We start from the raw sequence: 25,579 nt of genomic DNA on the forward strand, positions 1-25,579 counted from the left end.
TGCCGCCGCTCCCGATGCACGCCGTCGGCATTTTGGCGACATGGCTGGCCATGCCCACGCGCCTGCGCACGGACGTTCATCACGGGCCGGCCACGGTATGGGCGGCTGCAGAAGACATGGTGGCCGGTCCTGCCAAGAGGCCTGCGGCCGACGCCCTCGACGCAGAGGCGCCGCGGCCCACGCCAGGTTCAGCCGGGTCGGCCCTGGACCGGGCACAAAAAAGCCACCCTGAGGTGGCTTCTTGCCTCGCAGATCAACGACCTGCGAGAAATCGATGGCGGAGTGGACGGGACTCGAACCCGCGACCCCCGGCGTGACAGGCCGGTATTCTAACCAACTGAACTACCACTCCACGCAGTGGCTGCGTCACCGGACTGTTCGTCCGCCAGTGCAGCCAACTTGGCGTCCCCTAGGGGATTCGAACCCCTGTTACAACCGTGAAAGGGTCGTGTCCTAGGCCTCTAGACGAAGGGGACTTCATCCTTAATTCCTGAACGGCGCCGCCGGCCTGTACCGCTTGGTCGCACCTTGTTGGTCGTGCCACGTGGTATTGGTGGAGGTAAGCGGGATCGAACCGCTGACCTCTTGCATGCCATGCAAGCGCTCTCCCAGCTGAGCTATACCCCCGTCTTCGAAACTTGGTCTTGGAACCTTGTTCTTCGACTCGGGCGCCGCCGTTCAAGCGAGTCCATGACTATACAACGCGATCACGCCTCCTGCAACCGAGCGAGGACCGTTTCGCGGTCGAACAGCGACAGTACGGCGTCGATGGACGGCGTTTGCGACCGGCCGCACACCAGCAGCCGCACCGGAATCGCCAGCTGCGGCAGCTTCAGCCCGGTGGCGGCGACGCTGTCCTTCAGGCACTGCTGGATCGCTTCGCGGGTCCACTCGGCGGTGCGCAACCGCGCCGTCAGGTCCTGAAGCGCCGGGCGCGCCGCCTCGACCTTGGCCTGCTCGTCCGATGACCGCGCCGCGGTGGGCGTCTGCACGTACATCACCAGCCAGTCCGCCAGCTCGACGGTGGTGGCGCAGCGGTCCTTGAACAGCGCGCACATGGCCTGCAGGCGCGCGTCGTCCGGCACCGGCAAGCCGCGGCCACGCAGTTGCTCGCCGACCAGCAGCGCCAGCCGTCCGTCGTCGGCCGCCTTCAGGTGCTGGGCGTTGACCCAGCGCAGCTTGGCCTCGTCGAACTGCGCAGCGCTCTTGCCCAGGTGGTCGAGGTCGAACCACTGCAGGAACTGCTCGCGGCTGAAGATCTCGGCGTCACCGTGGCTCCAGCCCAGCCGTGCGAGGTAGTTCACCATCGCCTCGGGCAGGAACCCCTCGTCGCGGTACTGCGTCACCGGCTTGGCGCCGTTGCGCTTGCTCATCTTCTCGCCGTGCTCGTTGAGCACGGTCGGCAGGTGCGCGTAGACCGGCGGCTCCTGACCGAGGGCGCGAAAGATGTGGATCTGCCGCGGCGTGTTGTTGACGTGGTCGTCGCCGCGGATGACATGGCTGATCGCCATGTCGATGTCGTCGACGACCACGCAGAAGTTGTAGGTGGGCGTGCCGATGCCGTCGGCCGAGCCCTCGGGCGCGGCGCGGGCGATGACCAGGTCGTCGAGTTCCTCGTTGCTGAACTCGATGCGGCCCTTGACCTTGTCGTCCCAGCCCACGGTGCCGGTCTGCGGGCTCTTGAAGCGCAGCACCGGCCGCACGCCCTCCGGCACCGGCGGCAGCGTCTTGCCGGGCTCTGGCCGCCAGGTGCCGTCATAACGAGGCTTCTGCTTGGCCGCCATCTGCCGCTCGCGCAGCGCGTCGAGCTCGGCGGGGGTCATGTAGCACCAGTAGGCCAGTCCGCGGTCCAGCATCTCCCGCAGCACGGCGCGGTAGCGGTCCATGCGCTGCATCTGGTAGTAGGGCCCCTCGTCGGGGTCGAGGCCCAGCCAGCGCATGCCGTCCAGGATGACGTCCACCGCCGCCTGGGTGGACCGCTCCTCGTCGGTGTCCTCGATGCGCAGGATGAAGACGCCCTGCTTCGCCCGGGCGTAGGCCCAGGGGTAGAGCGCCGAGCGGATGTTGCCCAGGTGGATGAAGCCGGTCGGGCTGGGCGCGAACCGGGTGCGGACGGTGGTCATGGTGCCTCGTGCGGCCTGGTGCGGCCTCGTGAAAAGCGCGCGGCGCGATGCCGCGCCGCACGGGAATGCTCAGGCCTGTTCGGCCGCGCTCTGCAGGGCGAGCCGGGTGCGGCCGACGCCCTCCTCCTCGTCGGGCTGCGACAGACGCTGCGCCTCGATGGCCTTGAAGTCCTCGGCGCTGACGTCGCCGGTGACGTAGCAGCCGTCGAAGCAGGAGGCTTCGAAGCCCTGCAGCCGCGGGTTGATCTGCCGGACCACCCGCTTCATCGCCTCGACGTCCTGGTAGATCAGCGCATCGGCGCCGACGAACTGCCGGATCTCCTCGATGCTGCGGCCATGGGCGATCAGTTCGTCCTTGGTCGGCATGTCGATGCCGTAGACGTTGGGAAAGCGCACCGGCGGCGCGGCCGAGGCCAGGTAGACCTTGCGCGCGCCGGCCTCGCGGGCCATCTGCACGATCTCCTTGCTGGTGGTGCCGCGCACGATGGAGTCGTCGACCAGCAGCACGTTGCGGCCCTTGAACTCCTGCACGATGGCGTTGAGCTTCTGCCGCACGCTCTTCTTGCGCACCGCCTGCCCCGGCATGATGAAGGTGCGGCCGACGTAGCGGTTCTTGACGAAGCCCTCGCGGTACGGCTTGCCGATCTTCTGCGCCAGCTGCATGGCCGACGGCCGGCTCGACTCCGGGATCGGGATGACGACGTCGATCTCCGACGGCGGCATGGTCGAGATCACCCGCTGTGCCAGCGTCTCGCCCATGTTCAGCCGCGCCTGGTAGACCGACACCCCGTCCATCACCGAATCCGGCCGGGCCAGGTAGACGAACTCGAACATGCAGGGCTGCAGCGTGGGCGCCTCGGCGCACTGCTGGGCGTGCAGCCGGCCCTGCTCGTCGATGAACACCGCCTCGCCGGGGGCGACGTCGCGCAGCACGGTGTGGCCGGTGCCTTCGAGCGCGACGCTTTCGCTGGCCAGCATCACCTCGCGGCCCTCGTCGGTCACCGCCTCCCCCATCACCAGCGGCCGGATGCCGTAGGGATCGCGGAAGGCCAGCAGGCCGTGGCCGGCGATCAGCGCGATCACCGCGTAGGAACCGCGGATGCGCCGGTGCACGCTGCGCACGGCGGTGAACACGGCCTCGGGCGTCAGCGCCTGATGGCTGCCGGCCTTCTCCAACTCGTGCGCCAGCACGTTGAGCAGCACCTCGGTGTCGCTTTCGGTGTTGATGTGGCGGCGGTCGATGTCGAACAGCTCGGCCTTCAGCGCATGGGCGTTGGTCAGGTTGCCGTTGTGGACCAGCACGATGCCGAAGGGCGCGTTGACGTAGAACGGCTGCGCCTCTTCCTCGCTGTAGGCGTTGCCCGCGGTGGGGTAGCGCACCTGCCCCAGGCCGACGTTGCCCGGCAGCGCCCGCATGTTGCGGGTGCGGAAGACGTCTCGCACCATGCCGCGGGCCTTGTGCATGAAGCACTTGCTGCCCTGCATGGTGACCATGCCCGCCGCATCCTGCCCGCGGTGCTGCAGCAGCAGCAGCGCGTCGTAGATGAGCTGGTTGACCGGCGACTTGGAAATCACACCGACGATGCCGCACATGGCGTCTTCACCTCATTGCTGGGCCGCATGCGCCGGCCGTTGTCGAGCCCAGGCCGGCAGCACCGGCGCCAGGTCGTCGAGCACCCGATTGAGCCACATCGCGCCGTGCGATGCCTGCCAACTTGGGGACGCACGGGCCGGCGTCAAGGTGATGGCCGTGGCCAGCACCAGCAGCACCACCAGCCCGCGCAGCAGTCCGAACCCCGCCCCCAGCGTGCGATCGACCGCGCTCAGCGGCGAGGCGGCGACCAACAGCCGCACCAGCCGGGACAGCAGCGACCAGGCGACGAGCAGGCCGACGAAGGCGACGACGAAGGCGGCCGTCCGGTTGATCGCGCCGCCCGGCGTGCCGAAGGGCAGCCACGCCGCCACGTCCGACTGCAGCCACTGCGCGCCGAACCACGCCACCAGCCAGCCCACCAGCGACAGCAGCTCGAAGACCAGCCCGCGCCACAGACCGACCAGCACCGACAGCAGCAGCACCGACAGCAGGGCCCAGTCGATCCAGCCGAGCGCGGGCATGCGGAGGCGGTGCGGCGGTCAAAGCGCGAGGATGGCCGCCGGCAGGCCGGCCGTCTTCAAGCGGGCGGCGGCCTTGTCGGCCTCGTCGCGGGAGCCGAACGGCCCCACCCGCACCCGCACGCGCTGCCCGCCTTCGGTCTCCACCGCCTGGGTGTAGGTCTTCAGGCCCAGCTTCTCGACCTTGGCCCGCGCCTCGCGCACCGCGCCGGCGTCGGCGAACGCGCCCACCTGCACGATGAAGCGCTCGGCCTTCTCGGCGGGCTTCGATTCGTTGGCAGCGGCGGCCACTGTCGTGGCCTTGTCCGACGACTGGCCTTCGAGCAGTGCCCGGGCGCGCGCGGCGTCGTCGGCCAGCCGCTTCTCCGGCGTCTTGGCCGCATCGGGTCTGGGTCGCGGCGGCTCGGCAGCGGCCTTCGGCGCGGTCTCCGGGGTCGCCGCACGGGGCGTAGTCGGCGCTGGCAGCTCCCGCCCCTGGTCCGCGGCCTTCTCGACGATCTCGTCCGGCTGGCGGGCCGGTGCGGCGGCGGGCGGACGGGCCGCCGGCAGCGGCAACGGGGCCGCGCCCTCGCGCCGCGGCAGCTCCATCACGACGTCCACCGGGATGGGCCGCGGCTGGGTCTCGAACAGCAGCGGGAAGCCGATGACGCCGATGGCCAGCAGCACCACCGCGCCGATCAACCGCCGGCGGGCCTTCACCCTCGCCTGCTGCACCGCGTCGGCACTGGCCGGCGGGGCGGCATCGGTCGTCGCGGCGCGATCGCCCTGGCGTGTGAAGCGGGACAAAAGACCCATGGTGCGTGGCCGCAGGGGAGGAAATGGACGGCCTGGTGCGGCCGTGGAGGGCGGGTTGAGGCAGTGGGGGGCCGTGCCTCAGGCCGCGGGACCGGCACCGGGCGCTGCGAGGTGCGGACCGGGCCGGACCGGCAGACCGTCGCGCAGCACGCCGCCCACCGTGTAGAAGGAACCGAAGACCAAAATTCTATCAGCCGGGTCGGCCGCGACCAGGGCGCTCTCCAGGGCCGCGCGGGGGTCCGAGAAGGGCTGCGCGGACACCGGACGACCGGCGGCGTCGGCCAGGTGCCGGGCCAGGTCGTCCGCGGTGGCGGCCCGCGGCGTCGGCAGGTCGCAGGTGTACCAGGCGTCGACCAGCGGCAGCAACGGCTGCAGCACCCCGGCCAGGTCCTTGTCCTGCATGGCGCCGAACACCGCATGGGTGCGCGGGAAGAAGCCCATCTGGTCGAGGTTGAGCGCCAGCGCCGCCACGGCCTGGGGGTTGTGCGCCACGTCGAGCACGAGCGTCGGCTGGCCGGGCACGATCTGGAAGCGTCCGGGCAGGTCGACGAAGGCCAGGCCGTTGCGCACGCCCTGGGCGGTCAGCGGCAGGCGGTCCTGCAGCGCCTCGAAGGCGGCCAGCGCGGCGCTGGCGTTGAGCAGCTGGTTGGCGCCCCGCAGCGCCGGGTAGGCCAGGCTGTTGTAGCGGCGCCCACGGCCGATCCAGCTCCACTGCTGGCGGTCGCCGAAGAAGCGGAAGTCCCGGCCCTGCAGCCGCAGGTCGGCGCCGATCTCGCGCGCATGGTCGAGCAGCGACTGCGGCGGCTGCGGGTCACCGACCACCGCCGGCCGGCCGGTGCGGAAGATGCCGGCCTTCTCGCGGCCGATGGCCTCGCGGTCGGGGCCGAGGTACTCGGTGTGGTCGAGCGCGATGCCGGTGACCACTGCGCAGTCGGCGTCCACCGCGTTCACCGCGTCCAGCCGGCCGCCCATGCCGACCTCGAGCACCACCAGGTCGAGTTCGGCCTGCGACAGGCAGCGCATGATGGCCAGCGTCGTGAACTCGAACCAGGTGAGCGTGGTGTCGCCGCGCGCCGCCTCCACCGCCGCGAAGTGCGGCAGCAGGTCGTCGGTGGCGACCATCGCGCCGTTGAGGCGGCAGCGCTCCTCGAAGCGGACCAGGTGCGGCTTGCTGTACAGCCCCACGCGGTAGCCGGCCTGCAGGCCGATCGACTCGATCAGCGCGCAGGTGGAGCCTTTGCCGTTGGTGCCGCCGACGCTGATCACCGGCACGTCGAAGCGCAATCCCAGGCGGTCGCGCACGGCGACCACCCGGTCCAGCGTCATGTCGATGGTCTTGGGGTGCAGCCGCTCGCAGTGGGCGAGCCAGTCGTCCAGCGTGGAGGGCAGCGTGCTCAAGCGACCGCGTCGGCGCTTTGCCGCTGCAGCATGGCCAGCTGCAGCGCGACGGTGCGCCGCAGCTCGCGCCGGTCGACGATCATGTCGAGCGCGCCCTTCTGCATGAGGAACTCGGCGCGCTGGAAGCCCTCCGGCAGCTTCTCGCGCACGGTGTTCTCGATCACCCGCGGGCCGGCGAAGCCGATCAGCGCCTTGGGCTCGGCGATGACCACGTCGCCGACGAAGGCGAAGCTGGCCGACACGCCGCCCATCGTCGGGTCGGTCAACACGCTGATGTAGGGCAGCTTCGCCTTGGCCAGCCGCGTCAGCGCGGCGTTGCACTTGGCCATCTGCAGCAGGCTGAGCAGGCCCTCCTGCATGCGGGCGCCGCCGGTGGCGGTGAAGGAGATGAAGGGCACCTTCTGCTCGACCGCGGTCTCGACGCCGCGCACGAAGCGCTCGCCGACCACCGAGCCCATCGAGCCGCCCATGAAGTCGAACTCGAAGCAGGCGGCCACCAGCGGGATGCTCATCACCGCGCCGCCGAGCACCACCAGCGCGTCGGTCTCGCCGGTGGATTCCAGGGCGTCCTTCAGCCGGTCGGGGTAGCGCTTGCTGTCCTTGAACTTCAGCGCGTCGACCGGCAGCACCTCCTGGCCGATCTCGTAGCGGCCCTCGGCGTCGAGGAAGGCGTTGAGCCGCGCCCGCGCGCCGATGCGGTGGTGGTGCGAGCACTTGGGGCAGACGTTGAGGTTCTGCTCCAGGTCGTTGCGGTAGAGCACCGTCTCGCACGCCGGGCACTTGACCCACAGGCCTTCCGGCACCGACCGGCGCTCGGCCGGGTCGGTGGGCTGGATCTTGGGCGGCAGCAGTTTCTCGAGCCAGCTCATGCGGGGGTTGCTCCTGTCGATCGAATCGAGGCGGTCTGCGCGTCCAGCGCGGCGCGGATCTCGGCGAGGAAACGGCCGGCGGCGGACGCGACATTGTCGCGCGTCTGGCTTTCCAGCTTCTGCACCAGGGCCGAGCCGATGACCACCGCGTCGGCCGACCGGGCGACGGCGCAGGCGGTCGCGGCGTCGCGGATGCCGAACCCCACGCCGACCGGCACGCCGACGTGCGCCCGGATGCGCGGCACCGCGGACGCCACCGCCGCGGTGTCGAGGTGCCCGGCACCGGTCACGCCCTTGAGAGAGACGTAGTAGACGTAACCGCTGGCGATGCGGCCGACGTCCTTCATGCGCTGCTCGGTCGAGGTCGGCGCGAGCAGGAAGATCGGGTCGAGGTCGGCCGCCCGGGCCGCGGCGGCGAACGCCTCGCATTCCTCCGGCGGGTAGTCGACGACCAGCACGCCGTCGACGCCCGCCGCCTTGGCGTCGGCGATGAAGCGGCCTTCGCCCCGGCGCTGGTCGTAGCGCTCGACCGGGTTGGCGTAGCCCATCAGCACCACGGGCGTCTGCGCGTCCCGCTCGCGGAAGGCGCGCACGGCGGCCAGCACCTGCGGCAGGCCGATGCCGCGCGCCAGCGCGCGCTCGCTGGCCTTCTGGATGACCGGGCCGTCGGCCATGGGGTCGGAGAAGGGAACGCCGAGTTCGATCACATCGGCGCCGGCGCGTGCCAGCGCCAGCATGATGTCGGTGGTCGAGTCGGCGTGCGGGTCGCCGGCGGTGATGTAGGGGATGAGCGCCGTGCGGCCTTCGGCCTTGAGGGCGGCGAAACGCGTGGCGATGCGGCTCATCGTGCGCCTCCCGGCAGCGCGATGGTCGGGCCGCCCTTGACCCCCTGCCCCCGGCACGACGGCCGGCAGAAGAACTCGGCGCCGGAGAGGTCGGCGACGGTGCCGATGTCCTTGTCGCCCCGCCCGGACAGGTTGACCAGCAGGTGCTGGTCGGCCTTCATCGTGGCCGCCAGCTTCATGGCGTAGGCCACCGCATGGCTGGACTCGAGCGCCGGGATGATGCCCTCGGTGCGGCACAGCCGGTGGAAGGCCGACAGCGCCTCGGCGTCGGTGATGCCGACGTACTCGGCGCGGCCGATGTCCTTCAGGTAGGCGTGCTCGGGCCCGACGCCGGGGTAGTCCAGGCCGGCGGAGATCGAGTGGGTCTCGGTGATCTGGCCGTTGTCGTCCTGCAGCAGGTAGGTGCGGTTGCCGTGCAGCACGCCGGGCGAGCCGGCCGACAGCGAGGCGGCGTGCTTGCCGCTGTCCAGCCCCTCGCCGGCCGCCTCCACGCCGATCAGGCGCACCGTCTCGTGCCCGATGTACGGGTAGAAGATGCCCATGGCGTTGCTGCCGCCGCCGACGCAGGCGATCACCGCATCGGGCTGGCGGCCGATCTGCGCAGGCATCTGCGTCAGGCACTCCTCGCCGATGACGCTCTGGAAGTCGCGCACCATCGCCGGGTAAGGCGCCGGGCCGGCCACCGTGCCGATGATGTAGAAGGTGTTCTCGACGTTGGTCACCCAGTCGCGCAGGGCCTCGTTGAGCGCGTCCTTGAGCGTGCGGCTGCCCGAGTCCACCGGCACCACGGTCGCGCCCAGCAGGTGCATGCGGTAGACGTTGGGGCTCTGACGCTTGACGTCCTCGCTGCCCATGTAGACCACGCACTCCATGCCGTAGCGGGCGCAGATGGTGGCGGTGGCCACGCCGTGCTGGCCGGCGCCGGTCTCGGCGATGACGCGCGGCTTGCCCATGCGTCGGGCCAGCAGCGCCTGGCCGATGGTGTTGTTCACCTTGTGCGCGCCGGTGTGGTTCAGGTCCTCGCGCTTGAGGTGGATCTGCGCGCCGCCGATCTCGCGGCTCAGGCGCGCCGCGTGGTAGACCGGGCTGGGTCGGCCGACGAAGTGCGCCAGCTCGTGGCGGAACTCGGCCTGGAAGGCGGCGTCGGTGCGGCAGTGCTCGTAGGCGGCCTTCAGTTCGTCGAGCGCATGGACTAGGGTCTCGGCGACGAAGCTGCCGCCGTAGGGGCCGAAATGGCCGCGGGCGTCGGGTTGCTGGTAGTTCAGCATGGAGGTGTCCGGTGAACGCCTTGCACCGTGGCGCAAGGCGAAGGTCGTGATGGGGAGGCGGCCCAGGACGCCGGGCCCGCCGGCCTCAGGCGCCGGCGTCGTTGATGCGGGCGTCGGCCTCGCGCACCGCCTCGCAGAAGCGGCGGATCAGCCCGGCGTCCTTGACGCCCTTGCCGGCTTCGACGCCGGAACTGACGTCAACCGCCGACGGGCGCAGGCGCAGCACCCCATCGGTCACGTTTGCAGGACTCAACCCACCAGACAAAACGACCGGAAGGGGCACGTGGGGCGGGATGAGCGACCAATCGAAGACCTTTCCGCCACCGCCGTAGCCGTCGACGAAGGCGTCGAGCAACAGGCCCTGGGCATCGGTGAAGCGGGCCGCGAAGTCTAACAAATCGACCCCTTCGGCCATGCGCACCGCCCGCAGGTAGGGCCGGCCGGCGGCGCGGCACTGCTCGGGCGTCTCGTCGCCATGGAACTGCAGGACCGCTTGCGGCAGCGCCTCGCCCACCGCCCTCGCCGCTTCCTCCGTGGCGTTGACGAGCAGGCACACCGGCGTGACGTAGGGCGGCAGGCCGCGGGCCAGGGCCGCGGCGCGTTCGAGCGTCACCGCCCGCGGGCTTTTCGCGTAGAGCACGAAGCCGACCGCGTCGGCGCCGGCCTCGGCGGCGGCGGCCACGTCCTGCTCGCGGGTCAGGCCGCAGATCTTGATGCGGGTGCGGGCCGGGATCATGGAGGTGGGGGTCGGGTCGTCAAGGCAGCCAGTCCAGCGCCGGCACGTGTTCCGGCAGGCCGTGGACGGCATCGTAGTACGGGCCGACGAAGTACAGCCCGTCGGGGCCGAAGGTGGGCGCGGCGGCGGCGCGGTCGCGGGCGGCCAGCACCTCGCCCATCCAGCCCGGCGGCCGGTGGCCGCTGCCCACCGCGACCAGGCAGCCGAGGATGTTGCGCACCATGTGGTGCAGGAAGGCGCTGGCGTCGAAGTCGAAGCGCCAGTAGGCGCCGCGGCGCTGGATGTCGATGGCCCGCAGGTGCTTGACCGGCGTCGAGGCCTGGCAGGCGGCGGCTCGGAAGCTGGTGAAGTCGTGTTCGCCGATGAGCAGCGCGGCCGCCTGCCGCATCGCCTCGCCGTCCAGCGGCCGGAAGACCCAGCCGCAGGCGCCGGCCTCGAGCGCCGGCCGCACCGGCGACTCCAGCACCAGGAAGCGGTAGCGCCGGCCGCGTGCGCTGTTGCGGGCGTGAAAGCGGCGGTCCACCGTCCGGCACCACTGCACCGCGATGTCCGGCGGCAGGTAGCGGTTGGTGCCGCGCACCCAGGAGAAGGGATCGCGGGCCACCGGCGCGTCGAAGTGCACCACCTGGTTCAGGCCGTGCACACCGGCGTCGGTGCGGCCGGCACAGACCGTGGTCACCGGTGCGTCGGCGAAGGCGGCCAGCGCCGCCTCCAGGCGGTCCTGCACCGTGCGGCCGTCGGGCTGGCTCTGCCAGCCGTGGTAGCGCTCGCCGCGGTAGCCGACGCCCAAGGCGATGCGCCCGACACCGCCCTCTCGGGCCGTGTCGGGCGCAACCGATGACGTGCCGACGGTCGGCGCCTGTTCAGGCAAGGTCGTGGAGCAGCGCCTCGGCACGGGCCTTCAGGCTGCCGTCGGCCTTGGCGACCACTTCCTGCAGCAGGTCGCGGGCACCTTCGACGTCGCCGATCTGGCGGAACTCCTCGGCCAGCTCCAGTTTGCGCTGCAGCGGGTCGCCGTCCTCGCCCGCGGGCGCGGCGGCACCGTCGTCGAGCGGCAGGTCGAGGTCGGCTACCGAGGGCGCGTCGGTCTGCACCTGGACGGTGGACCCCTCCGCCGGCTCGTCGAGGTCGAGCGACAGCGAGTCGAGGTCGAAGTCCATCGGCGCGGGCGCCGACGCGGCTGCGGGCGCCGCCGCCGGCGCCTCGAAGGGCGCGGGTGCCGGGGGCACCTCGAAGTCGAGCCCGGCGTCGAGGTCGAAGCGACTCGACGGGGCCGACGCGGGCGGCGCCACCGAGTCGGCCGCCCCGTCCATGTCGAGGTCCAGGCTGAGGTCCACGTCGGTCACCGACGGGCCGGGGTCGCGGTCGTCGGGCGCCTCGTCATGCCGCGACGGCTGCAGCAGCGAGGCCGCGGGCAGCACCGACTGTGGCAGCGTGCTGGCGGAGAGCACCTCCACCGGCGGCTCCTCGGCGCTCGCGGTACCCGACGGGTGACCACCCGGCTGGTACAGCGGGTTCTCGGGATCGATCTGGCGGCCCATCTCCTGCGCCTTGTCCCAGTCCTCGCCGCTGCCGTGGGTCAGCGCGTAGAACTGGGTGGCCAGCAGCTCGAAGCCCTTGGTGTCGCGGCGCTTGGCGTAGACCTCGAGCAGCTTGGAGCGGATGGCCAGCCGGTCGGGGTTGCTGCGCATCGCCTCCTTGAGGATCTCCTCGGCCTGCAGGTCGCGGCCATAGGCGAGGTAGACGTCGGCCTCGGCCACCGGATCGACGTCGCCGATGGCGTCGAGCTGGCTCAGCGAGTAGCTCATCGACGACGACGCGCCCGAGGCGTCGCGGGTGTCGACCCGCTGGCCGCCGCTGGCGCCGAAGAAAGAGTCCGGCTGCAGGCGGCTTTCCAGGAAGGAGGTCTCGCTACCGGCGCCGGCGCTCTTGCGGCGGCGGTACAGCGCCAGGCCGCCGAGCAGCGCCACCGCCGCCACGGCCGCGGGCAGCAGCAGCGGGTTGTCGAGCAGGCTCTCCTCCTCCACCACGGGCTGAGGTGCCGGACGCGCGGGCGCCGATGCCGCGGCGACGGCAGGCGCCGACGCGGGGACTTGAGCGGCCGGCGCGGCCGACGCGGCGGGCGGTGCGGCGGCCACCACCGGCGCGGACGCAGGCGGCGCGGCCGATGCGGCGGCGGGCGCGGGGGTCGGCGTCGGGGCGGGGGTCGGCGCCTGCGCCACCACCGCAGGTGCCGGCGCCGGCGAGGTCGCCGTGGCCGCAGGCGCCGGCGGCGCGCCGGCGGGTGCACTCGCCCGGCCGGTCTCGCCCGACAGGCGGCGCAGTTCCTCGACGTTGCGCGACAGTTCGGCGACCCGGGTCTCGGCGGCCTTGCGTTCGGTCTCCTTGGAGACCTGGGCCTCCGATGCCGGCGGCGCCTCCCTTGAGCGCGCCCTGCGACAGCGTCAGCTTGTCGGGCGGGGTCTGGGCGGGCTGCTTGCGGTCCTCGACCTGCGCCTCGACGCGGCCACCGGCCTGGCGGCCCGGCTCGGCCGCCGGCGCGCTGCCGGCCAGGCCCGCCAGGCGCTGGCGGTAGGCGTTGAAGTCGGCGCTCTGGGCCTGGATGAGGCTGCGGGCTTCGGCAGGCGACACCGCCTCCGCCGCCTCGCTGCCGGGCACCGACAGCACGACGCCGGCGCGCAGCCGGTTCATGTTGTTGCCGGCGAATGCCTGCGGGTTGCTGCGGTAGAGCGAGACCAGCATCTGGTCCAGCGACACGCCCGGTCGCTGCAGCCGGCCGGCGATGCGGAACAGGGTGTCGCCCTGGCGCACCCGGTATTCGTCGGCCCCGGCTTCGGGCGGGCGCACGGCGGGTGCGGCCGCCGTCGGTGCAGGGGCCGGCGCCGCAGCGGGCGCCGGCGCGGACGCAGGCGGCGGCGAGGGGCGACGCTCAGCCACCGGGGCGGGCGGCGCGCTGGGGGCGGCGGCCACGCGCGGTGCAGGCGCAGGAACAGGAGCAGGGGCGGGTGCCGGCAGCGGCGCCGGCGCGGCCTGGGGCGCCGGCCCGGCCACGGGCGGCAGCGGGGCCGGCACGGGTGCGCGCGCCGCGCTGGGCGGGTCGAACAGCAGCGTGTACTCGCGCACCAGCCGGCCGGAGGACCAGGTGGCCTCGAGGATGACGTCGACGAAGGGCTCCTGCACCGCCCGGTCGCTGGACAGGCGCAGCACCTGGCGGCCGTCGGGCCGCCGCACCAGGCTGACCTGGGTGCTGCCGAGCACGGCGTTGTAGTCCACGCCGGCGGCGCGGTAGGCGTCCGGCGGGGCCACGCGAACGCGCAGGCTGCCCGCTTCTTCCGCGGTGATGCTGGTGACGTCGATCTCGGCCTTGAGCGTCTCGCCCAGCGACGACTGCACCGCCAGCCGGCCGAGCCCCAGGGCCCAGGCGCCGGAAGCACCGAGCCACAGGGCGGCGGCCGCGACGGCGGACAGGGCGAACCGGCCAGCCGGTTTGGAGTTGGTGTTCAAGGCGACTCCCAGAGGTCTTCGGCGGCCGTCGCCCAGAGGGGATCGCGGCCGGCTTCGTTGGTCTGCGGGCCGCTCCACGGACGGCCCACTGTGGCGGAATTCACATTAGCCGCAAGGATATAGGCTGCCAAGCTCATCCGATCTCTGATGTTCGCCACCCGGCATCCCCAGGGGTTCGCCGGGCAGCCGGAAGCGTTGCGGGGAGGCAACGAGCACCGTCACCTCCCCGCGTTATCGGCGCCCAGCCCGCCCGCTTCAGGCTTCCAACACGATTCTTAACATCCTGCGCAGCGGCTCCGCCGCGCCCCACAGCAACTGATCGCCGATGGTGAAGGCGCCGAGGTACTCCGGCCCCATCGCCATCTTGCGCAGCCGGCCGACGGGGATCGTCAGCGTGCCGGTGACCGCCACCGGGGTCAGGTCGCGGACGGTCGCCTCGCGGGTGTTGGGCACCACCTTCACCCAGGCGTTGTCGGCCGCGATCATCGATTCGAGGTCCGCCAGCGGCACGTCCTTCTTCAGCTTGAAGGTCAGGGCCTGGCTGTGGCAGCGCATGGCGCCGATGCGCACGCAGAAGCCGTCCACCGGCACCGCCGGGCTGCCGAAGCCCTCGCCCTGGCCGAGGATCTTGTTGGTCTCGGCCATGCCCTTCCACTCTTCCTTGCTCATCCCGTTGCCCAGGTCCTTGTCGATCCAGGGGATGAGCGAGCCGCCCAGCGGCACACCGAAGTTGGCCGTCTCCGCGGGGGTCAGCGCGCGCTGCTTCTCGACGATGCGGCGGTCGATCTCCAGGATGGCGCTCTTCGGGTCGTCGAGCAGCGAACGGACCTCGGCGTTGAGCGTGCCGTACTGGGTCAGCAGTTCGCGCATGTGCTGCGCGCCGCCCCCGGAGGCCGCCTGGTAGGTCTGCGTGCTCATCCACTCGACCAGGCCGGCCTTGTAGAGCGCGCCCACGCCCATCAGCATGCAGCTGACCGTGCAGTTGCCGCCGATCCAGTTGCGCCCGCCCTTGGCCAGGGCGTCCTGGATCACCGGCAGGTTCACCGGGTCGAGCACGATGACGGCGTCGTCCTTCATGCGAAGCGTGGAGGCGGCGTCGATCCAGTGGCCCTTCCAGCCGGCGGCGCGCAGCTTGGGGAACACCTCGCTGGTGTAGTCGCCGCCCTGGGCGGTGAGCACGATGTCGCAGCGCTTGAGCGCCTCGATGTCGTGCGCGTCCTGCAGCTTGGTCTCGTTCTTCGCCTGGGCCGGGGCCGCGCCGCCGGCGTTGCTGGTGCTGAAGAAGACCGGCTCGATGAGCGCGAAGTCGCCCTCGGCCTGCATGCGCTCCATGAGCACGGAGCCGACCATGCCGCGCCAGCCGACCAATCCTACGAGTGCCATTTCCATCGCCTTTCCAGTGCCCTGGACCCCTGTCGCCTCCGGCTCGGTTCGCCGGGGTCCAGGACAGGGCGAAGCGATCCGGAGCTTGTCAGCCCTTGGTGATCGTTTTGCCGGTGAGCGCGGCCACCACGGCCTGGCCCATGTCCCGGGTGCCGACCTTCGTCGTGCCGTCGCTCCAGATGTCGGCCGTGCGCAGGCCGGCGGCCAGCACCGACTGGACCGCCGACTCGATCCGGTCGGCCGCCTCAGGCTGTTGGAGTGAGTAACGAAGCATCATGGCAGCGGACAGGATTGTAGCCAGCGGGTTGGCCACTCCCTTGCCCGCGATGTCGGGCGCACTGCCGTGGCTGGGCTCGTACAGGCCCTGGTTCTTGGCGTTCAGCGACGCCGACGGCAGCATGCCGATGGAGCCGGTGAGCATGGCCGCCTCGTCGGACAGGATGTCGCCGAACATGTTGCCGGTGACGATGACGTCGAAGGACTTCGGCGCCTTGACCAGCTGCATGGCGGCGTTGTCGACGTACAGGTGGTCCAGCTGCACGTCCGGGTAGTCGGCGTGCACCTCGGTGACCACGTCCTTCCAGAACTGGAAGGTCTCCAGCACGTTGGCCTTGTCGACGCTGGTCACCCGCTTGCCGCGCCGGCGCGCGGCCTGGAAGGCGACGTGCGCGATGCGCTCGATCTCCGGGCGGCTGTAGCGCATGGTGTCGAAGGCCTCTTCCGCGCCGGGGAAGTGGCCGTCGACGGCGGTGCGCCGGCCGCGCGGCTGGCCGAAGTAGATGTCGCCGGTCAGCTCGCGGATGATGAGGATGTCCAGTCCGGCCACCAGTTCGGGCTTCAGGCTGGAGGCGTGCGTCAACTGCTCGTAGCAGATGGCCGGGCGGAAGTTGGCGAACAGGCCCAGGTGCTTGCGCAGGCCCAGGATGGCCTGCTCCGGACGCAGCGGCCGGTCCAGCTTGTCATACTTCCAGTCGCCGACCGCACCGAACAGCACCGCGTCGGCCGCCTGGGCCAGCTTCAGCGTCGACTCGGGCAGCGGGTGGCCGTGCGCCTCGTAGGCCGCGCCGCCGACCGGGGCCGACTCCATCTCGAAGGGCAGGTCCAGCACCTCCAGGACCTTGACGGCCTCGGCGACGATCTCGGGACCGATGCCGTCACCGGGCAGGATGGCGATCTTCATGGCAGGGGGGGTGGGTTGAACGGGGTCAGCCGGCGAGCCGGTGGTCCAGCCACGGCTTGGCGGCCAGGCGTTGCGCTTCGAAGCTGCGGATCTTGTCGGCGTGGCGCAGCGTCAGGCCGATGTCGTCCAGGCCTTCGACCAGGCAGTGCTTGCGGAAGGGCTGCACGTCGAACGGGATCTCCTCGCCATCCGGCTTGACGATGACCTGCCGCGGCAGGTCGACGGTCAGCCGGTAGCCGACGAAGGCGGCCACCTCGTCGAACAGCCGAGCGACCACGCTTTCCGGCAGCACGATGGGCAGCAGGCCGTTCTTGAAGCAGTTGTTGAAGAAGATGTCGGCGAAGCTGGGGGCGATCAACGCCCGGAAGCCGTACTGCTCGATGGCCCAGGGCGCGTGCTCGCGGCTGGAACCGCAGCCGAAGTTCCGACGCGCCAGCAGGATGGACGCCCCCTGGTAGCGCGGCTGGTTGAGCACGAAGTCGGGGTTCGGCCGGCGCGACGCCGGGTCCTGGCCGGGCTCGCCCGGGTCGAGGTAGCGCCACTCGTCGAACAGGTTGGGGCCGAAGCCCGACCGCGCGATCGACTTCAGGAACTGCTTGGGGATGATGGCGTCGGTGTCGACGTTCTCGCGGTCCATGGGCGCGACCAGCCCCTGGTGCACGGTGAACTTCTGCATCGGGTGTCCTTCGGGTGTCGAGTGCTGGGGCGGCTCAGCGCTTCTTGCTGGCGGCGCCCTCGATGGTTTCGCCGGCCTTCTGGATGTCGCGGCCCATGCCGCTCACGGTGTTGCAGCCGGCCAGCAGCGCGGCAAGGGTGACCAGGCACAGCAGCGTCTTCATGGGGCTCCTCCTCGGGGTGACGTGACGGATCAGGCGATGCGGCGGATGTCGACGAAATGCCCTTCGATGGCCGCGGCGGCCGCCATCGCCGGACTGACCAGGTGCGTGCGCCCACCGGCGCCCTGGCGGCCTTCGAAGTTGCGGTTGCTGGTCGAGGCGCAGCGCTCCCCGGGCTGCAGGCGGTCGGCGTTCATCGCCAGGCACATCGAGCAGCCGGGCTGCCGCCACTCGAAGCCGGCGTCGGTGAACACCCGGTCCAGCCCTTCGCGCTCGGCCTGCGCCTTGACCAGGCCGGAGCCCGGCACCACCAGCGCCTGCTTGACGTTGCCCGCCACCCGCCGGCCCAGGCGCCGGACCACCGCGGCGGCCTCGCGCAGGTCCTCGATGCGGCTGTTGGTGCAGGAGCCGATGAACACCCGGTCGAGGTGGATGTCGGCCAGCGGCGTGTTGGGCGCCAGGCCCATGTACTGCAGCGCCCTTTCCATGGCGCTGCGGCGGTTGCCGTCCTTTTCCTTCTCGGGGTCGGGCACACGGTCGTCGATGGCGAGCACCATCTCCGGCGAGGTGCCCCAGGTCACCTGCGGCCGGATCTGCGTCGCGTCCAGCTCGACCACCGCGTCGAACACCGCGTCGGCGTCGGAGTGCAGCGTGCGCCAGTAGCCCACCGCCTGCTGCCACTCCGCCCCCTGGGGCGCGAACGGCCGGCCCTGGACGTAGTTCAGGGTCGTGTCGTCCACCGCGACCAGGCCGGCGCGGGCTCCGGCCTCGATGGCCATGTTGCACACCGTCATGCGGCCTTCCATGCTCAACGCCCGGATGGCGCTGCCGCCGAACTCGATGGTGTAGCCGGTGCCGCCGGCGGTGCCGATGCGGCCGATGATGGCCAGCACGATGTCCTTGGCGGTGATGCCGGGGGCGACCTGGCCCTCGACCTTGACCAGCATGTTCTTGGCCTTCTTGGCCAGCAGCGTCTGCGTGGCCAGCACATGCTCCACCTCGCTGGTGCCGATGCCGTGCGCCAGCGCGCCGAAGGCGCCGTGGGTGGAGGTGTGCGAGTCGCCGCAGACCACCGTCATGCCGGGCAGGGTGGCGCCCTGCTCCGGCCCGATGACGTGCACGATGCCCTGCCGGCCGTCCATGAACGGGAAGTAGGCGGCCGAGCCGACGGCCCGGATGTTCTTGTCCAGGGTGACGATCTGCTGGCGCGAGATCGGGTCGGCGATGCCGTCCAGCCCACGCTCCCAGTGGTCGGTGGGCGTGTTGTGGTCGGCGGTGGCGACGATGGAGCTGACGCGCCAGGGCGCGCGGCCGGCCAGCCGCAGGCCCTCGAAGGCCTGCGGGCTGGTCACCTCGTGCACCAGGTGGCGGTCGATGTACAGCACGGTGGTGCCGTCGGCCTCCGTGTGGACGACGTGCTCGTCCCAGAGCTTGTCGTAGAGGGTGCGTCCGGTCATGGCAGGGTCCTCAGTGCGGGAGGGTAACGGGGTCGGCCTCGGCGTGGCCGCTCGAGGCCAGCAGGACGTCGACGAAGCGGCGCACCACGGTCGGCAGCACCTCCTGCGTGCGCACGCCGATCAGGTAGTCGCGCCTCGCCCAGGGTTCGTCCAGCGGCACGGCGGCGATGGCGAAGAGCCGGGCCAGCCGCTCGGCCACCGCGGTGGGCAGCACCGCGATGCCCAGGCCGGCCTCGACGAGTTGGGCGATGGCGTCGAAGCCGCGCACCTGCAGCCGGGCCCTCAGCGTGCGGCCGCGGGCGGCGGCCAGCTGCTGCAGCTGTTCCTGCACGGCGGCGCCGCTGTGCAGGCCGACCATGTCGTCGTCGAGCAGGTCGTCCAGCACCAGCGCGGCACGGGCGGCCAGCGCATGGCCCTGCGGCACGATCACGCACAGGCGGCCTTCGCGCCAGCGGTGCACGCTCAACCGGTTGTCCAGCAGCGGCGGCACGAAGATGCCGACGTCCGCCCGACCTTCGGCCACCGCGGCCTGCACCTCGCCGCTGCTCTGGTCCTCCAGGCTGATGCGGATCAGCGGGTGGGCGCGGGAGAAGGCCGCCAGGTCCGGCGGCAGGCATTCGGCGATCGCCGACAGGTTGGCGACGATGCGCAGGTGGCCCTTCACGCCGCCGGCGAACTCGACCACCTCGCTTTCCAGCGCGTGCAGCGAGGCGTTGAGCGAGCGGATGTGGCGCACCATGGCGCGGCCGGCCTCGGTGGGCTCGACCCCGCGGGCGCGGCGCTCGAACAGCGGCACGCCCAGCCGGGCCTCGAGGTCCGACAGCCGCTTGCTGGCGGCCGCCAGGGCGAGGTGCTCACGCTCCGCCCCGCGCGTGATGCTGCGGGTCTCGGCGATGGCGAGCACGAGGTTGAGGGTCACGAGGTCGAAGCGCACCGGGGGCAGGGATCGCAGCTTAAGGTTCGCCGCCGCAGCGGGAATTGGCGATTATCCAATCGATGCTTCGCGGAGCGCGAAAGCTGGGTCACACCGCCCTGCTCCTGCGCGTCGCGGTCGCCCATGAAAAAGCCCCGCCGGGGCGGGGCTGCTCGGTGACGGGGCGGATGGAGCCGTCGCCGCTCAGCGCTGCGTGATCGGCTTGACCTCGCGCTTGACGGCACCGACGTACAGCTGGCGCGGCCGGCCGATCTTGTACTCGGGGTCGGCAATCATCTCGTTGAGCTGGGCGATCCAGCCCACCGTGCGGGCCAGCGCGAAGATGGCGGTGAACAGGCTGACCGGGATGCCGATGGCGCGCTGCACGATGCCCGAGTAGAAGTCGACGTTCGGGTACAGCTTGCGGGCGACGAAGTACTCGTCCTCCAGCGCGATCTTCTCCAGCGCCATGGCCAGCTTGAACAGCGGGTCGTTCTCCAGGCCGAGTGCGGTCAGCACCTCGTGGCAGGTCTCGCGCATCAGCTTGGCGCGCGGGTCGTAGTTCTTGTAGACCCGGTGGCCGAAGCCCATGAGCTTGATGCCGGAGTTCTTGTCCTTGACCTGCTTGATGAACTCGCCGATCTTGTCGACGCCGCCCTGGCGCTGGATGTCCTCCAGCATGTTCAGCGCCGCCTCGTTGGCGCCGCCGTGCGCCGGGCCCCACAGGCAGGCCACGCCGGCCGCGATGGCGGCGAACGGGTTGGTGCCCGACGAGCCGCACAGCCGCACCGTGGAGGTGGAGGCGTTCTGCTCGTGGTCGGCGTGCAGGATGAAGATGCGGTCCAGCGCCCGCACCACCACGTCGTTCGGCTCGAACTCCTCGCAGGGGTTGCCGAACATCATCCGGGTGAAGTTGGCGGTGTAGCTCAGCGAGTTCTTCGGGTAGATGAAGGGCTGGCCGATGCCGTACTTGTAGGCCATCGCCACCAGCGTCGGCATCTTGGCGATCAGCCGGATGGCGGCGATCTCGCGGTGCTGCGCGTTGTTGATGTCGGTGCTGTCGTGGTAGAAGGCCGACAGCCCGCCCACCAGCCCGGTCATCACCGCCATCGGGTGGGCGTCGCGGCGGAAGCCGCGCAGGAAGAACTGCATCTGCTCGTTGACCATGGTGTGGTTGGTCACCAGGTGCACGAACTCCTTCTTCTGCTGCACGTTGGGCAGTTCGCCCTTCAGCAGCAGGTAGCAGGTCTCGAGGAAATCGCAGTTCTCCGCCAGCTGCTCGATCGGGTAGCCGCGGTACAGCAGCTCGCCCTTGTCGCCGTCGATGTAGGTGATGGTCGAGTTGCACGACGCCGTCGACAGGAAACCCGGGTCGTAGGTGAACTTGCCGGTCTGCGCGTACAGCTTGCGGATGTCGATGACGTCCGGACCGATCGTGCCCTTGTAGATCGGCAGCTCCATGCTGGGGCTGCCGTCCGAGAACGAGAGGGTGGCTTTCACGTCAGACGGGGTCATCGCGATTTCCTTTGTCAATCGAAACTTTCAGGCGCCACCGTGGGCGGGCGCCGGCTGCCGGAGCTTGCCGAGCAGGCCCCGCACGGCAGGCTGGTCGAGTTCGCCGTCGGGCTCCCGGCGGCGCAGCAGCAGGTCGAGCAGGTCGTTGTCGGACAGCGCCATCAGCGACTCCAGCGCATCGGCCTCCGCCTCGTCCATGCTGGCGGCATGGCGGTCGAAGAAGCGCTCGATGAACAGGTCGTTCTCCAGCAGCCCGCGGCGGCAGCGCCAGCGCAGGCGGCTGAGACGGCGTTCATCGAGCATGCAAGAACCTTGCTAGGCGGGTGGGTGGACAGCGGCCGGTCGGCGGGTCAGACGGCCCGGCGGACCATCAGCTCCTTGATCTTGCCGATGGCGGTGGCCGGGCTCAGACCCTTGGGGCAGACGTCCACGCAGTTCATGATGGTGTGGCAGCGGAACAGCCGGTACGGGTCTTCCAGGTTGTCCAGCCGCTCGCCGGTGGCCTGGTCGCGGCTGTCGGCGATGAAGCGGTAGGCCTGCAGCAGCCCGGCCGGGCCGACGAACTTGTCCGGGTTCCACCAGAAGCTGGGGCAGGCGGTGGAACAGCTGGCGCACAGGATGCACTCGTACAGGCCGTTCAGCTCGTCGCGCTGCTCGGGGCTCTGCAGGCGCTCCTTGTCGGGCGGCGGCGTGTCGTTGACCAGGTACGGCTTGATCGAGTGGTACTGCGCGAAGAAGTGCGTCATGTCAACGATGAGGTCGCGCACCACCGGCAGGCCGGGCAGCGGCTTGAGCACCACGGTGCCCGGCAGGCTGCGCATGTTGGTCAGGCAGGCCAGGCCGTTCTTGCCGTTGATGTTCATCGCGTCCGAACCGCAGACGCCCTCGCGGCAGGAGCGCCGGAACGACAGCGTCGGGTCCTGCGCCTTCAGCTTCATCAGCGCGTCCAGCAGCATGCGCTCCGAGCCGTCGAGCTCGATCTGCACCGTCTGCATGTAGGGCTTGTTGTCCTTGTCCGGGTCGTAGCGGTAGATCTGGAACGTGCGGGTGGTCATGTTCGGTTCTCTCGGATTTAGAACGACCGCACCTTGGGCGGGATCGACTCGACGGTCAGCGGCTTCAGGTTCACCGGCTTGTAGTCGAGCCGGTTGCCCTCGCTGAACCACAGCGTGTGCTTCATCCACTCGGCGTCGTTGCGGCCGTTGGGGTACTGCGGCGAGTCGGCGTAGTCGTTGACGGTGTGGGCGCCGCGGCTCTCGCGCCGGGCGGCGGCGGAGACGATCGTGGCCTGTGCCGCTTCGATCAGGTTCTCCACCTCCAGCGCCTCGATGCGGGCTGTGTTGAACACCTTGGACTTGTCGGCCAGGCCGATCGCCTTGGTGCGCTCGCGCAGGGCGGCGATCTGGCGCACGCCTTCGTCCATCATCGCCTGGGTGCGGAACACGCCGGCATGGGCCTGCATGCTCTTGCGGATGTCGTTGGCCACGTCCTGCGCGTACTCGCCGCCGCTGGCCGCGTCCAGCCGCGCCACGCGCGCCAGCGAGCGGTCCGCCGCGTCCGCGGGCAGCGACTTGTGGGTCTTGTTCTTCAGGTTGTAGTCGACGATGTGGTTGCCGGCCGCACGGCCGAACACCAGCAGGTCGAGCAGCGAGTTGGTGCCCAGCCGGTTGGCGCCGTGGACGCTGACGCAGGCGCACTCGCCCACCGCGTACAGGCCGTTGACCACCGTGTTGGGGCCTGCCGCCGTCGGCGTCACCACCTGGCCGTGGATGTTGGTCGGGATGCCGCCCATCTGGTAGTGGATGGTCGGCACCACCGGGATCGGCTCCTTGGTGATGTCGACGTTGGCGAAGTTGTGGCCGATCTCGTAGACCGAGGGCAGCCGCTTCATGATGGTCTCGGCGCCCAGGTGGGTCATGTCGAGCACCACGTAGTCCTTGTTCGGACCGCAGCCGCGCCCTTCCTTGATCTCCTGGTCCATGCAGCGCGAGACGAAGTCGCGCGGCGCCAGGTCCTTCAGCGTCGGGGCGTAGCGCTCCATGAAGCGCTCACCGTTGCTGTTGCGCAGGATGGCGCCCTCGCCGCGGCAGCCCTCGGTGAGCAGCACGCCCGCGCCGGCCACGCCGGTGGGGTGGAACTGCCAGAACTCCATGTCCTGCAGCGGGATGCTGGCACGCGCCGCCATGCCCAGGCCGTCGCCGGTGTTGATGAACGCGTTGGTGCTGGCCGCGTAGATGCGCCCGGCCCCGCCGGTGGCCAGCAGCGTGGTCTTGGCCTCCAGGATGTGGATCTCACCGGTCTCCATCTCCAGCGCGGTGACGCCGACCACGTCGCCCTCGGCGTCGCGGATCAGGTCCAGCGCCATCCACTCGACGAAGAACTGGGTGCGCGCCTTCACGTTCTGCTGGTACAGCGTGTGCAGCATGGCGTGGCCGGTGCGGTCGGCCGCCGCGCAGGCGCGCTGCACCGGCTTCTCGCCGTAGTTGGCGGTGTGGCCGCCGAAGGGGCGCTGGTAGATGGTGCCGTCCGGGTTGCGGTCGAACGGCATGCCGAAGTGCTCGAGCTCGTAGACCACCTTCGGCGCCTCGCGGCACATGAACTCGATGGCGTCCTGGTCGCCCAGCCAGTCCGAGCCCTTGACGGTGTCGAAGAAGTGGTAGTGCCAGTTGTCCTCGCTCATGTTGCCCAGCGAGGCGCCGATGCCGCCCTGCGCCGCCACGGTGTGCGAGCGGGTGGGGAACACCTTGGACAGCACCGCCACGTTCAGGCCGGCGCGTGCCAGCTGCAGCGAGGCGCGCATGCCGGAGCCGCCGGCCCCGACGATGACGACGTCGAACTTGCGCTTGGAAATCGATGCAACCATGGTCTTCACAGTCTCCAGAGAACCTGCACCGCCCAGCCGGCACAGCCGACCAGCCAGGCGATGGTGAACACCTGCAGGGCCAGGCGCAGGCCGACGGGCTTGACGTAGTCCATCCAGATGTCCCGCACGCCGACCCAGGCGTGCCAGGCCAGCGCGACGATGGTGATGAAGGTCAGCACCTTCATCCACTGGGTGGAGAAGATGCCGGCCCACTTGTCGTAGCCGAGTTCGCCGGGCAGCAGCACCTGCACCAGCAGGGCCACCGTGAACAGGGCCATGACGACCGCGGTGACGCGCTGGCTGAGCCAGTCGCGCATGCCGTAGTGGGCGCCGACGACGAGGCGCTTGGAACCGAAGGTGTTGGAAGAGGACATGGTCTCGCCGATCAGTAGAGGCCGAAGAGCTTGGCCGCCAGCAGCAGTGTCACGATGTGCGCCACCAGCAGCGTGGCGATGGCCGTGACGCGCCCCTTTTCCTTCGACAGGCCGTGGGTCACGTCCATCCACAGGTGGCGCACGCCGGCGACGAAGTGCATCAGGTAGCCCCAGATCAGGCCCAGCACCATCAGCTTGAGCAGCCAGCCCGGCAGGATGCCGATGCCGGTGACGAAGACGGCGCGGAAGCGCTCGTACGACACCTCGGTGCTGACGCTGGTGTCGAACAGCCAGATCACCAGCGGCAGCAGCAGGAACAGGACGGCGCCGCTGATGCGGTGCAGGATGGACACCCAGCCGGCCGGCGGAAGCCGGTAGTGCACGATCTGCGAGATGTGGATGTTGGTGTAGACGCGCCGGTCCTTGACCGTCGGGGCGATCGTGTCAGCCATTGGCTTCTGTCCTGTTGTGTATCGGCAAACCTGGGGATTTTAGGGCAAGGCTCAGGGTGATCACGGAGCATTGGGGCTCTGCCGGCCGTGTACGCCCCGGGGCTCAACTCAGTTCATTGCGGTAATGGTGCCGGCTGGTGTCGTACAGGCCGCGACGCCACTCCACCGGCCGGTCGTCGTAGGTGAAGGACAGCCGCTCGACGCTGAGCAGCGCGCTGCCGGGGGCCACCTGCAGCAGCGCGGCGGTGCCCTCGTCGGCGTTGACCGCACGCAGCTTCTCCTCGGCGCGGATCATGCGCACGCCGAACTCGCTCTCGAAGAGGCCGTACAGGGGCCCGCGGTATTCGGCCAGCCGCTCGGCGCTCAGCCCCTTGAAGGCGGCGCCGGGCAGCCAGATGTCGTCCAGCACCACCGGCTTGCCCGTCACCAGCAGCAGCCGCTTGACCTGCACCGCCGCGTCGCCCGCCTTGAGCTGCAGCACCCGGGCCACGTCGGCCGGCGCGCGCAGCCGCCGGCAATCGAGCACGCGGCGCTCGGTGGGATTGCCGACGCCGGGCTCGTGCGGCATCAGCCGCAGGAAGCGGAACTGGATCGTCTCTTCGGCATGGGTGGCGACGAAGGTGCCCTTGCCCTGTCGGCGCACCAGCAGGTTCTCGGCCGCCAGCTCGTCGATGGCCTTGCGCACCGTGCCCTGGCTGACGCGGTAGCGCGCGGCCAGCTCCATCTCGCTGGGGATGGCCTCGCCGGGGCGCCACTCCCCCGCCTGCAGGCTGCGGGTGAGCAACCCCTTGATCTGCTGGTAGAGCGGGCTGAAGGCGGGCCCCGGACCGGCGTCGTCGTCGCGGCGAACGGAGGCGGACGTCGGTGACGGCATGCCGCGATTGCACCACATTGGACACCGCCACGTCCACCGACTGATGTCTTATATAAGACAAAGGAGCGTTTGACGCCGCGGG

25 protein-coding genes and 3 tRNA genes are annotated in these 25,579 nt (G+C 70.6%); all 28 read right to left on the minus strand.

Translation table 11 applies throughout. From position 1 onward, the window contains the following. Positions 1 to 275: 275 nt before the first annotated feature. Positions 276 to 352, minus strand: a tRNA-Asp gene (locus LRS07_RS15200). 48 nt (positions 353 to 400) lie between these two features. Continuing rightward, a tRNA-Glu gene (locus LRS07_RS15205) sits at positions 401 to 476 on the minus strand. A gap of 75 nt (positions 477 to 551) precedes the next feature. Beyond that, positions 552 to 627, minus strand: a tRNA-Ala gene (locus tag LRS07_RS15210). A gap of 80 nt (positions 628 to 707) precedes the next feature. Then, positions 708 to 2,123, minus strand: coding sequence for a glutamate--tRNA ligase (gltX, locus tag LRS07_RS15215; RefSeq protein ID WP_260498833.1), 1,416 nt, complete (start codon positions 2,121 to 2,123; stop codon positions 708 to 710). Positions 2,124 to 2,192: 69 nt separating this feature from the next. Then, positions 2,193 to 3,716 (minus strand): amidophosphoribosyltransferase, encoded by a 1,524-nt coding sequence (gene purF / locus LRS07_RS15220; protein WP_260498834.1) that lies wholly within the window; start codon positions 3,714 to 3,716, stop codon positions 2,193 to 2,195. A 12-nt stretch (positions 3,717 to 3,728) separates the two neighbouring features. Next, entirely contained in the window at positions 3,729 to 4,238 is a 510-nt protein-coding gene (locus LRS07_RS15225) for a CvpA family protein (protein ID WP_260498835.1), read from the minus strand. A gap of 18 nt (positions 4,239 to 4,256) precedes the next feature. Then, positions 4,257 to 5,030 carry an SPOR domain-containing protein gene (locus tag LRS07_RS15230; protein WP_260498836.1) on the minus strand — a complete coding sequence of 258 codons (774 nt, stop codon included), beginning with the start codon at positions 5,028 to 5,030 and terminating at the stop codon, positions 4,257 to 4,259. Positions 5,031 to 5,108: 78 nt separating this feature from the next. Further along, positions 5,109 to 6,428 (minus strand): bifunctional tetrahydrofolate synthase/dihydrofolate synthase, encoded by a 1,320-nt coding sequence (gene folC, locus LRS07_RS15235; protein ID WP_260498837.1) that lies wholly within the window; start codon positions 6,426 to 6,428, stop codon positions 5,109 to 5,111. Continuing rightward, positions 6,425 to 7,297: an acetyl-CoA carboxylase, carboxyltransferase subunit beta gene (gene accD / locus LRS07_RS15240; RefSeq protein ID WP_260498838.1), complete on the minus strand. Its 873-nt coding sequence runs from the start codon at positions 7,295 to 7,297 to the stop codon at positions 6,425 to 6,427. Before accD ends, folC begins: the two co-directional genes overlap by 4 nt. After that, positions 7,294 to 8,142, minus strand: a complete 849-nt coding sequence (gene trpA / locus LRS07_RS15245) for a tryptophan synthase subunit alpha (protein ID WP_260498839.1) — start codon at positions 8,140 to 8,142, stop codon at positions 7,294 to 7,296. The genes accD and trpA overlap by 4 nt, the downstream gene beginning before the upstream one ends. Continuing rightward, positions 8,139 to 9,410 carry a tryptophan synthase subunit beta gene (trpB, locus tag LRS07_RS15250; protein WP_260498840.1) on the minus strand — a complete coding sequence of 424 codons (1,272 nt, stop codon included), beginning with the start codon at positions 9,408 to 9,410 and terminating at the stop codon, positions 8,139 to 8,141. The genes trpA and trpB overlap by 4 nt, the downstream gene beginning before the upstream one ends. 85 nt (positions 9,411 to 9,495) lie before the next feature. Then, a complete protein-coding gene (locus tag LRS07_RS15255; protein WP_260498841.1) occupies positions 9,496 to 10,146 on the minus strand; it encodes a phosphoribosylanthranilate isomerase in 651 nt (216 codons plus the stop codon). Positions 10,147 to 10,165: 19 nt separating this feature from the next. Beyond that, the gene (gene truA, locus LRS07_RS15260; RefSeq protein WP_260498842.1) at positions 10,166 to 10,936 is read right to left on the minus strand and encodes a tRNA pseudouridine(38-40) synthase TruA; all 771 of its coding nucleotides are present in this window, start codon (positions 10,934 to 10,936) and stop codon (positions 10,166 to 10,168) included. 73 nt (positions 10,937 to 11,009) lie between these two features. Beyond that, positions 11,010 to 12,173 (minus strand): FimV/HubP family polar landmark protein, encoded by a 1,164-nt coding sequence (locus tag LRS07_RS15265; RefSeq protein WP_260498843.1) that lies wholly within the window; start codon positions 12,171 to 12,173, stop codon positions 11,010 to 11,012. After that, entirely contained in the window at positions 12,058 to 13,650 is a 1,593-nt protein-coding gene (locus LRS07_RS15270) for a type IV pilus assembly protein FimV (RefSeq protein ID WP_260498844.1), read from the minus strand. Before LRS07_RS15270 ends, LRS07_RS15265 begins: the two co-directional genes overlap by 116 nt. Positions 13,651 to 13,905: 255 nt before the next feature. Next, on the minus strand, positions 13,906 to 15,033 hold the full coding sequence (gene asd / locus LRS07_RS15275) for an aspartate-semialdehyde dehydrogenase (RefSeq protein WP_260502131.1): 1,128 nt from the start codon (positions 15,031 to 15,033) through the stop codon (positions 13,906 to 13,908). Positions 15,034 to 15,121: 88 nt separating this feature from the next. Further along, positions 15,122 to 16,213: a 3-isopropylmalate dehydrogenase gene (gene leuB / locus LRS07_RS15280; protein ID WP_260498845.1), complete on the minus strand. Its 1,092-nt coding sequence runs from the start codon at positions 16,211 to 16,213 to the stop codon at positions 15,122 to 15,124. A gap of 25 nt (positions 16,214 to 16,238) precedes the next feature. Next, a complete protein-coding gene (leuD, locus tag LRS07_RS15285) occupies positions 16,239 to 16,889 on the minus strand; it encodes a 3-isopropylmalate dehydratase small subunit (RefSeq protein ID WP_260498846.1) in 651 nt (216 codons plus the stop codon). 34 nt (positions 16,890 to 16,923) lie between these two features. After that, positions 16,924 to 17,052 (minus strand): entericidin A/B family lipoprotein, encoded by a 129-nt coding sequence (locus LRS07_RS15290; protein ID WP_260498847.1) that lies wholly within the window; start codon positions 17,050 to 17,052, stop codon positions 16,924 to 16,926. A 29-nt stretch (positions 17,053 to 17,081) separates the two neighbouring features. Next, on the minus strand, positions 17,082 to 18,506 hold the full coding sequence (gene leuC, locus LRS07_RS15295; RefSeq protein WP_260498848.1) for a 3-isopropylmalate dehydratase large subunit: 1,425 nt from the start codon (positions 18,504 to 18,506) through the stop codon (positions 17,082 to 17,084). 10 nt (positions 18,507 to 18,516) lie between these two features. Beyond that, positions 18,517 to 19,440, minus strand: a complete 924-nt coding sequence (locus LRS07_RS15300) for a LysR family transcriptional regulator (protein ID WP_260498849.1) — start codon at positions 19,438 to 19,440, stop codon at positions 18,517 to 18,519. A 183-nt stretch (positions 19,441 to 19,623) separates the two neighbouring features. Further along, complete coding sequence (locus tag LRS07_RS15305) at positions 19,624 to 20,934, minus strand: citrate synthase (RefSeq protein WP_260498850.1); 1,311 nt, start codon at positions 20,932 to 20,934, stop codon at positions 19,624 to 19,626. Between the two features lie 27 nt (positions 20,935 to 20,961). Beyond that, complete coding sequence (locus LRS07_RS15310; protein WP_260498851.1) at positions 20,962 to 21,237, minus strand: FAD assembly factor SdhE; 276 nt, start codon at positions 21,235 to 21,237, stop codon at positions 20,962 to 20,964. 47 nt (positions 21,238 to 21,284) lie between these two features. Beyond that, complete coding sequence (locus tag LRS07_RS15315) at positions 21,285 to 21,989, minus strand: succinate dehydrogenase iron-sulfur subunit (RefSeq protein WP_260498852.1); 705 nt, start codon at positions 21,987 to 21,989, stop codon at positions 21,285 to 21,287. A gap of 17 nt (positions 21,990 to 22,006) precedes the next feature. Further along, the gene (gene sdhA, locus LRS07_RS15320; protein ID WP_260498853.1) at positions 22,007 to 23,797 is read right to left on the minus strand and encodes a succinate dehydrogenase flavoprotein subunit; all 1,791 of its coding nucleotides are present in this window, start codon (positions 23,795 to 23,797) and stop codon (positions 22,007 to 22,009) included. A 5-nt stretch (positions 23,798 to 23,802) separates the two neighbouring features. Continuing rightward, positions 23,803 to 24,171, minus strand: a complete 369-nt coding sequence (gene sdhD / locus LRS07_RS15325; protein ID WP_260498854.1) for a succinate dehydrogenase, hydrophobic membrane anchor protein — start codon at positions 24,169 to 24,171, stop codon at positions 23,803 to 23,805. Positions 24,172 to 24,182: 11 nt separating this feature from the next. After that, positions 24,183 to 24,623, minus strand: a complete 441-nt coding sequence (gene sdhC, locus LRS07_RS15330) for a succinate dehydrogenase, cytochrome b556 subunit (protein ID WP_260498855.1) — start codon at positions 24,621 to 24,623, stop codon at positions 24,183 to 24,185. Between the two features lie 103 nt (positions 24,624 to 24,726). After that, positions 24,727 to 25,497, minus strand: coding sequence for a GntR family transcriptional regulator (locus LRS07_RS15335; RefSeq protein ID WP_260498856.1), 771 nt, complete (start codon positions 25,495 to 25,497; stop codon positions 24,727 to 24,729). Positions 25,498 to 25,579: the final 82 nt, after the last annotated feature.

Origin of the sequence: Aquabacterium sp. J223 (assembly GCF_024666615.1) — a bacterium.
Classification (GTDB): Bacteria; Pseudomonadota; Gammaproteobacteria; order Burkholderiales; family Burkholderiaceae_C; genus J223.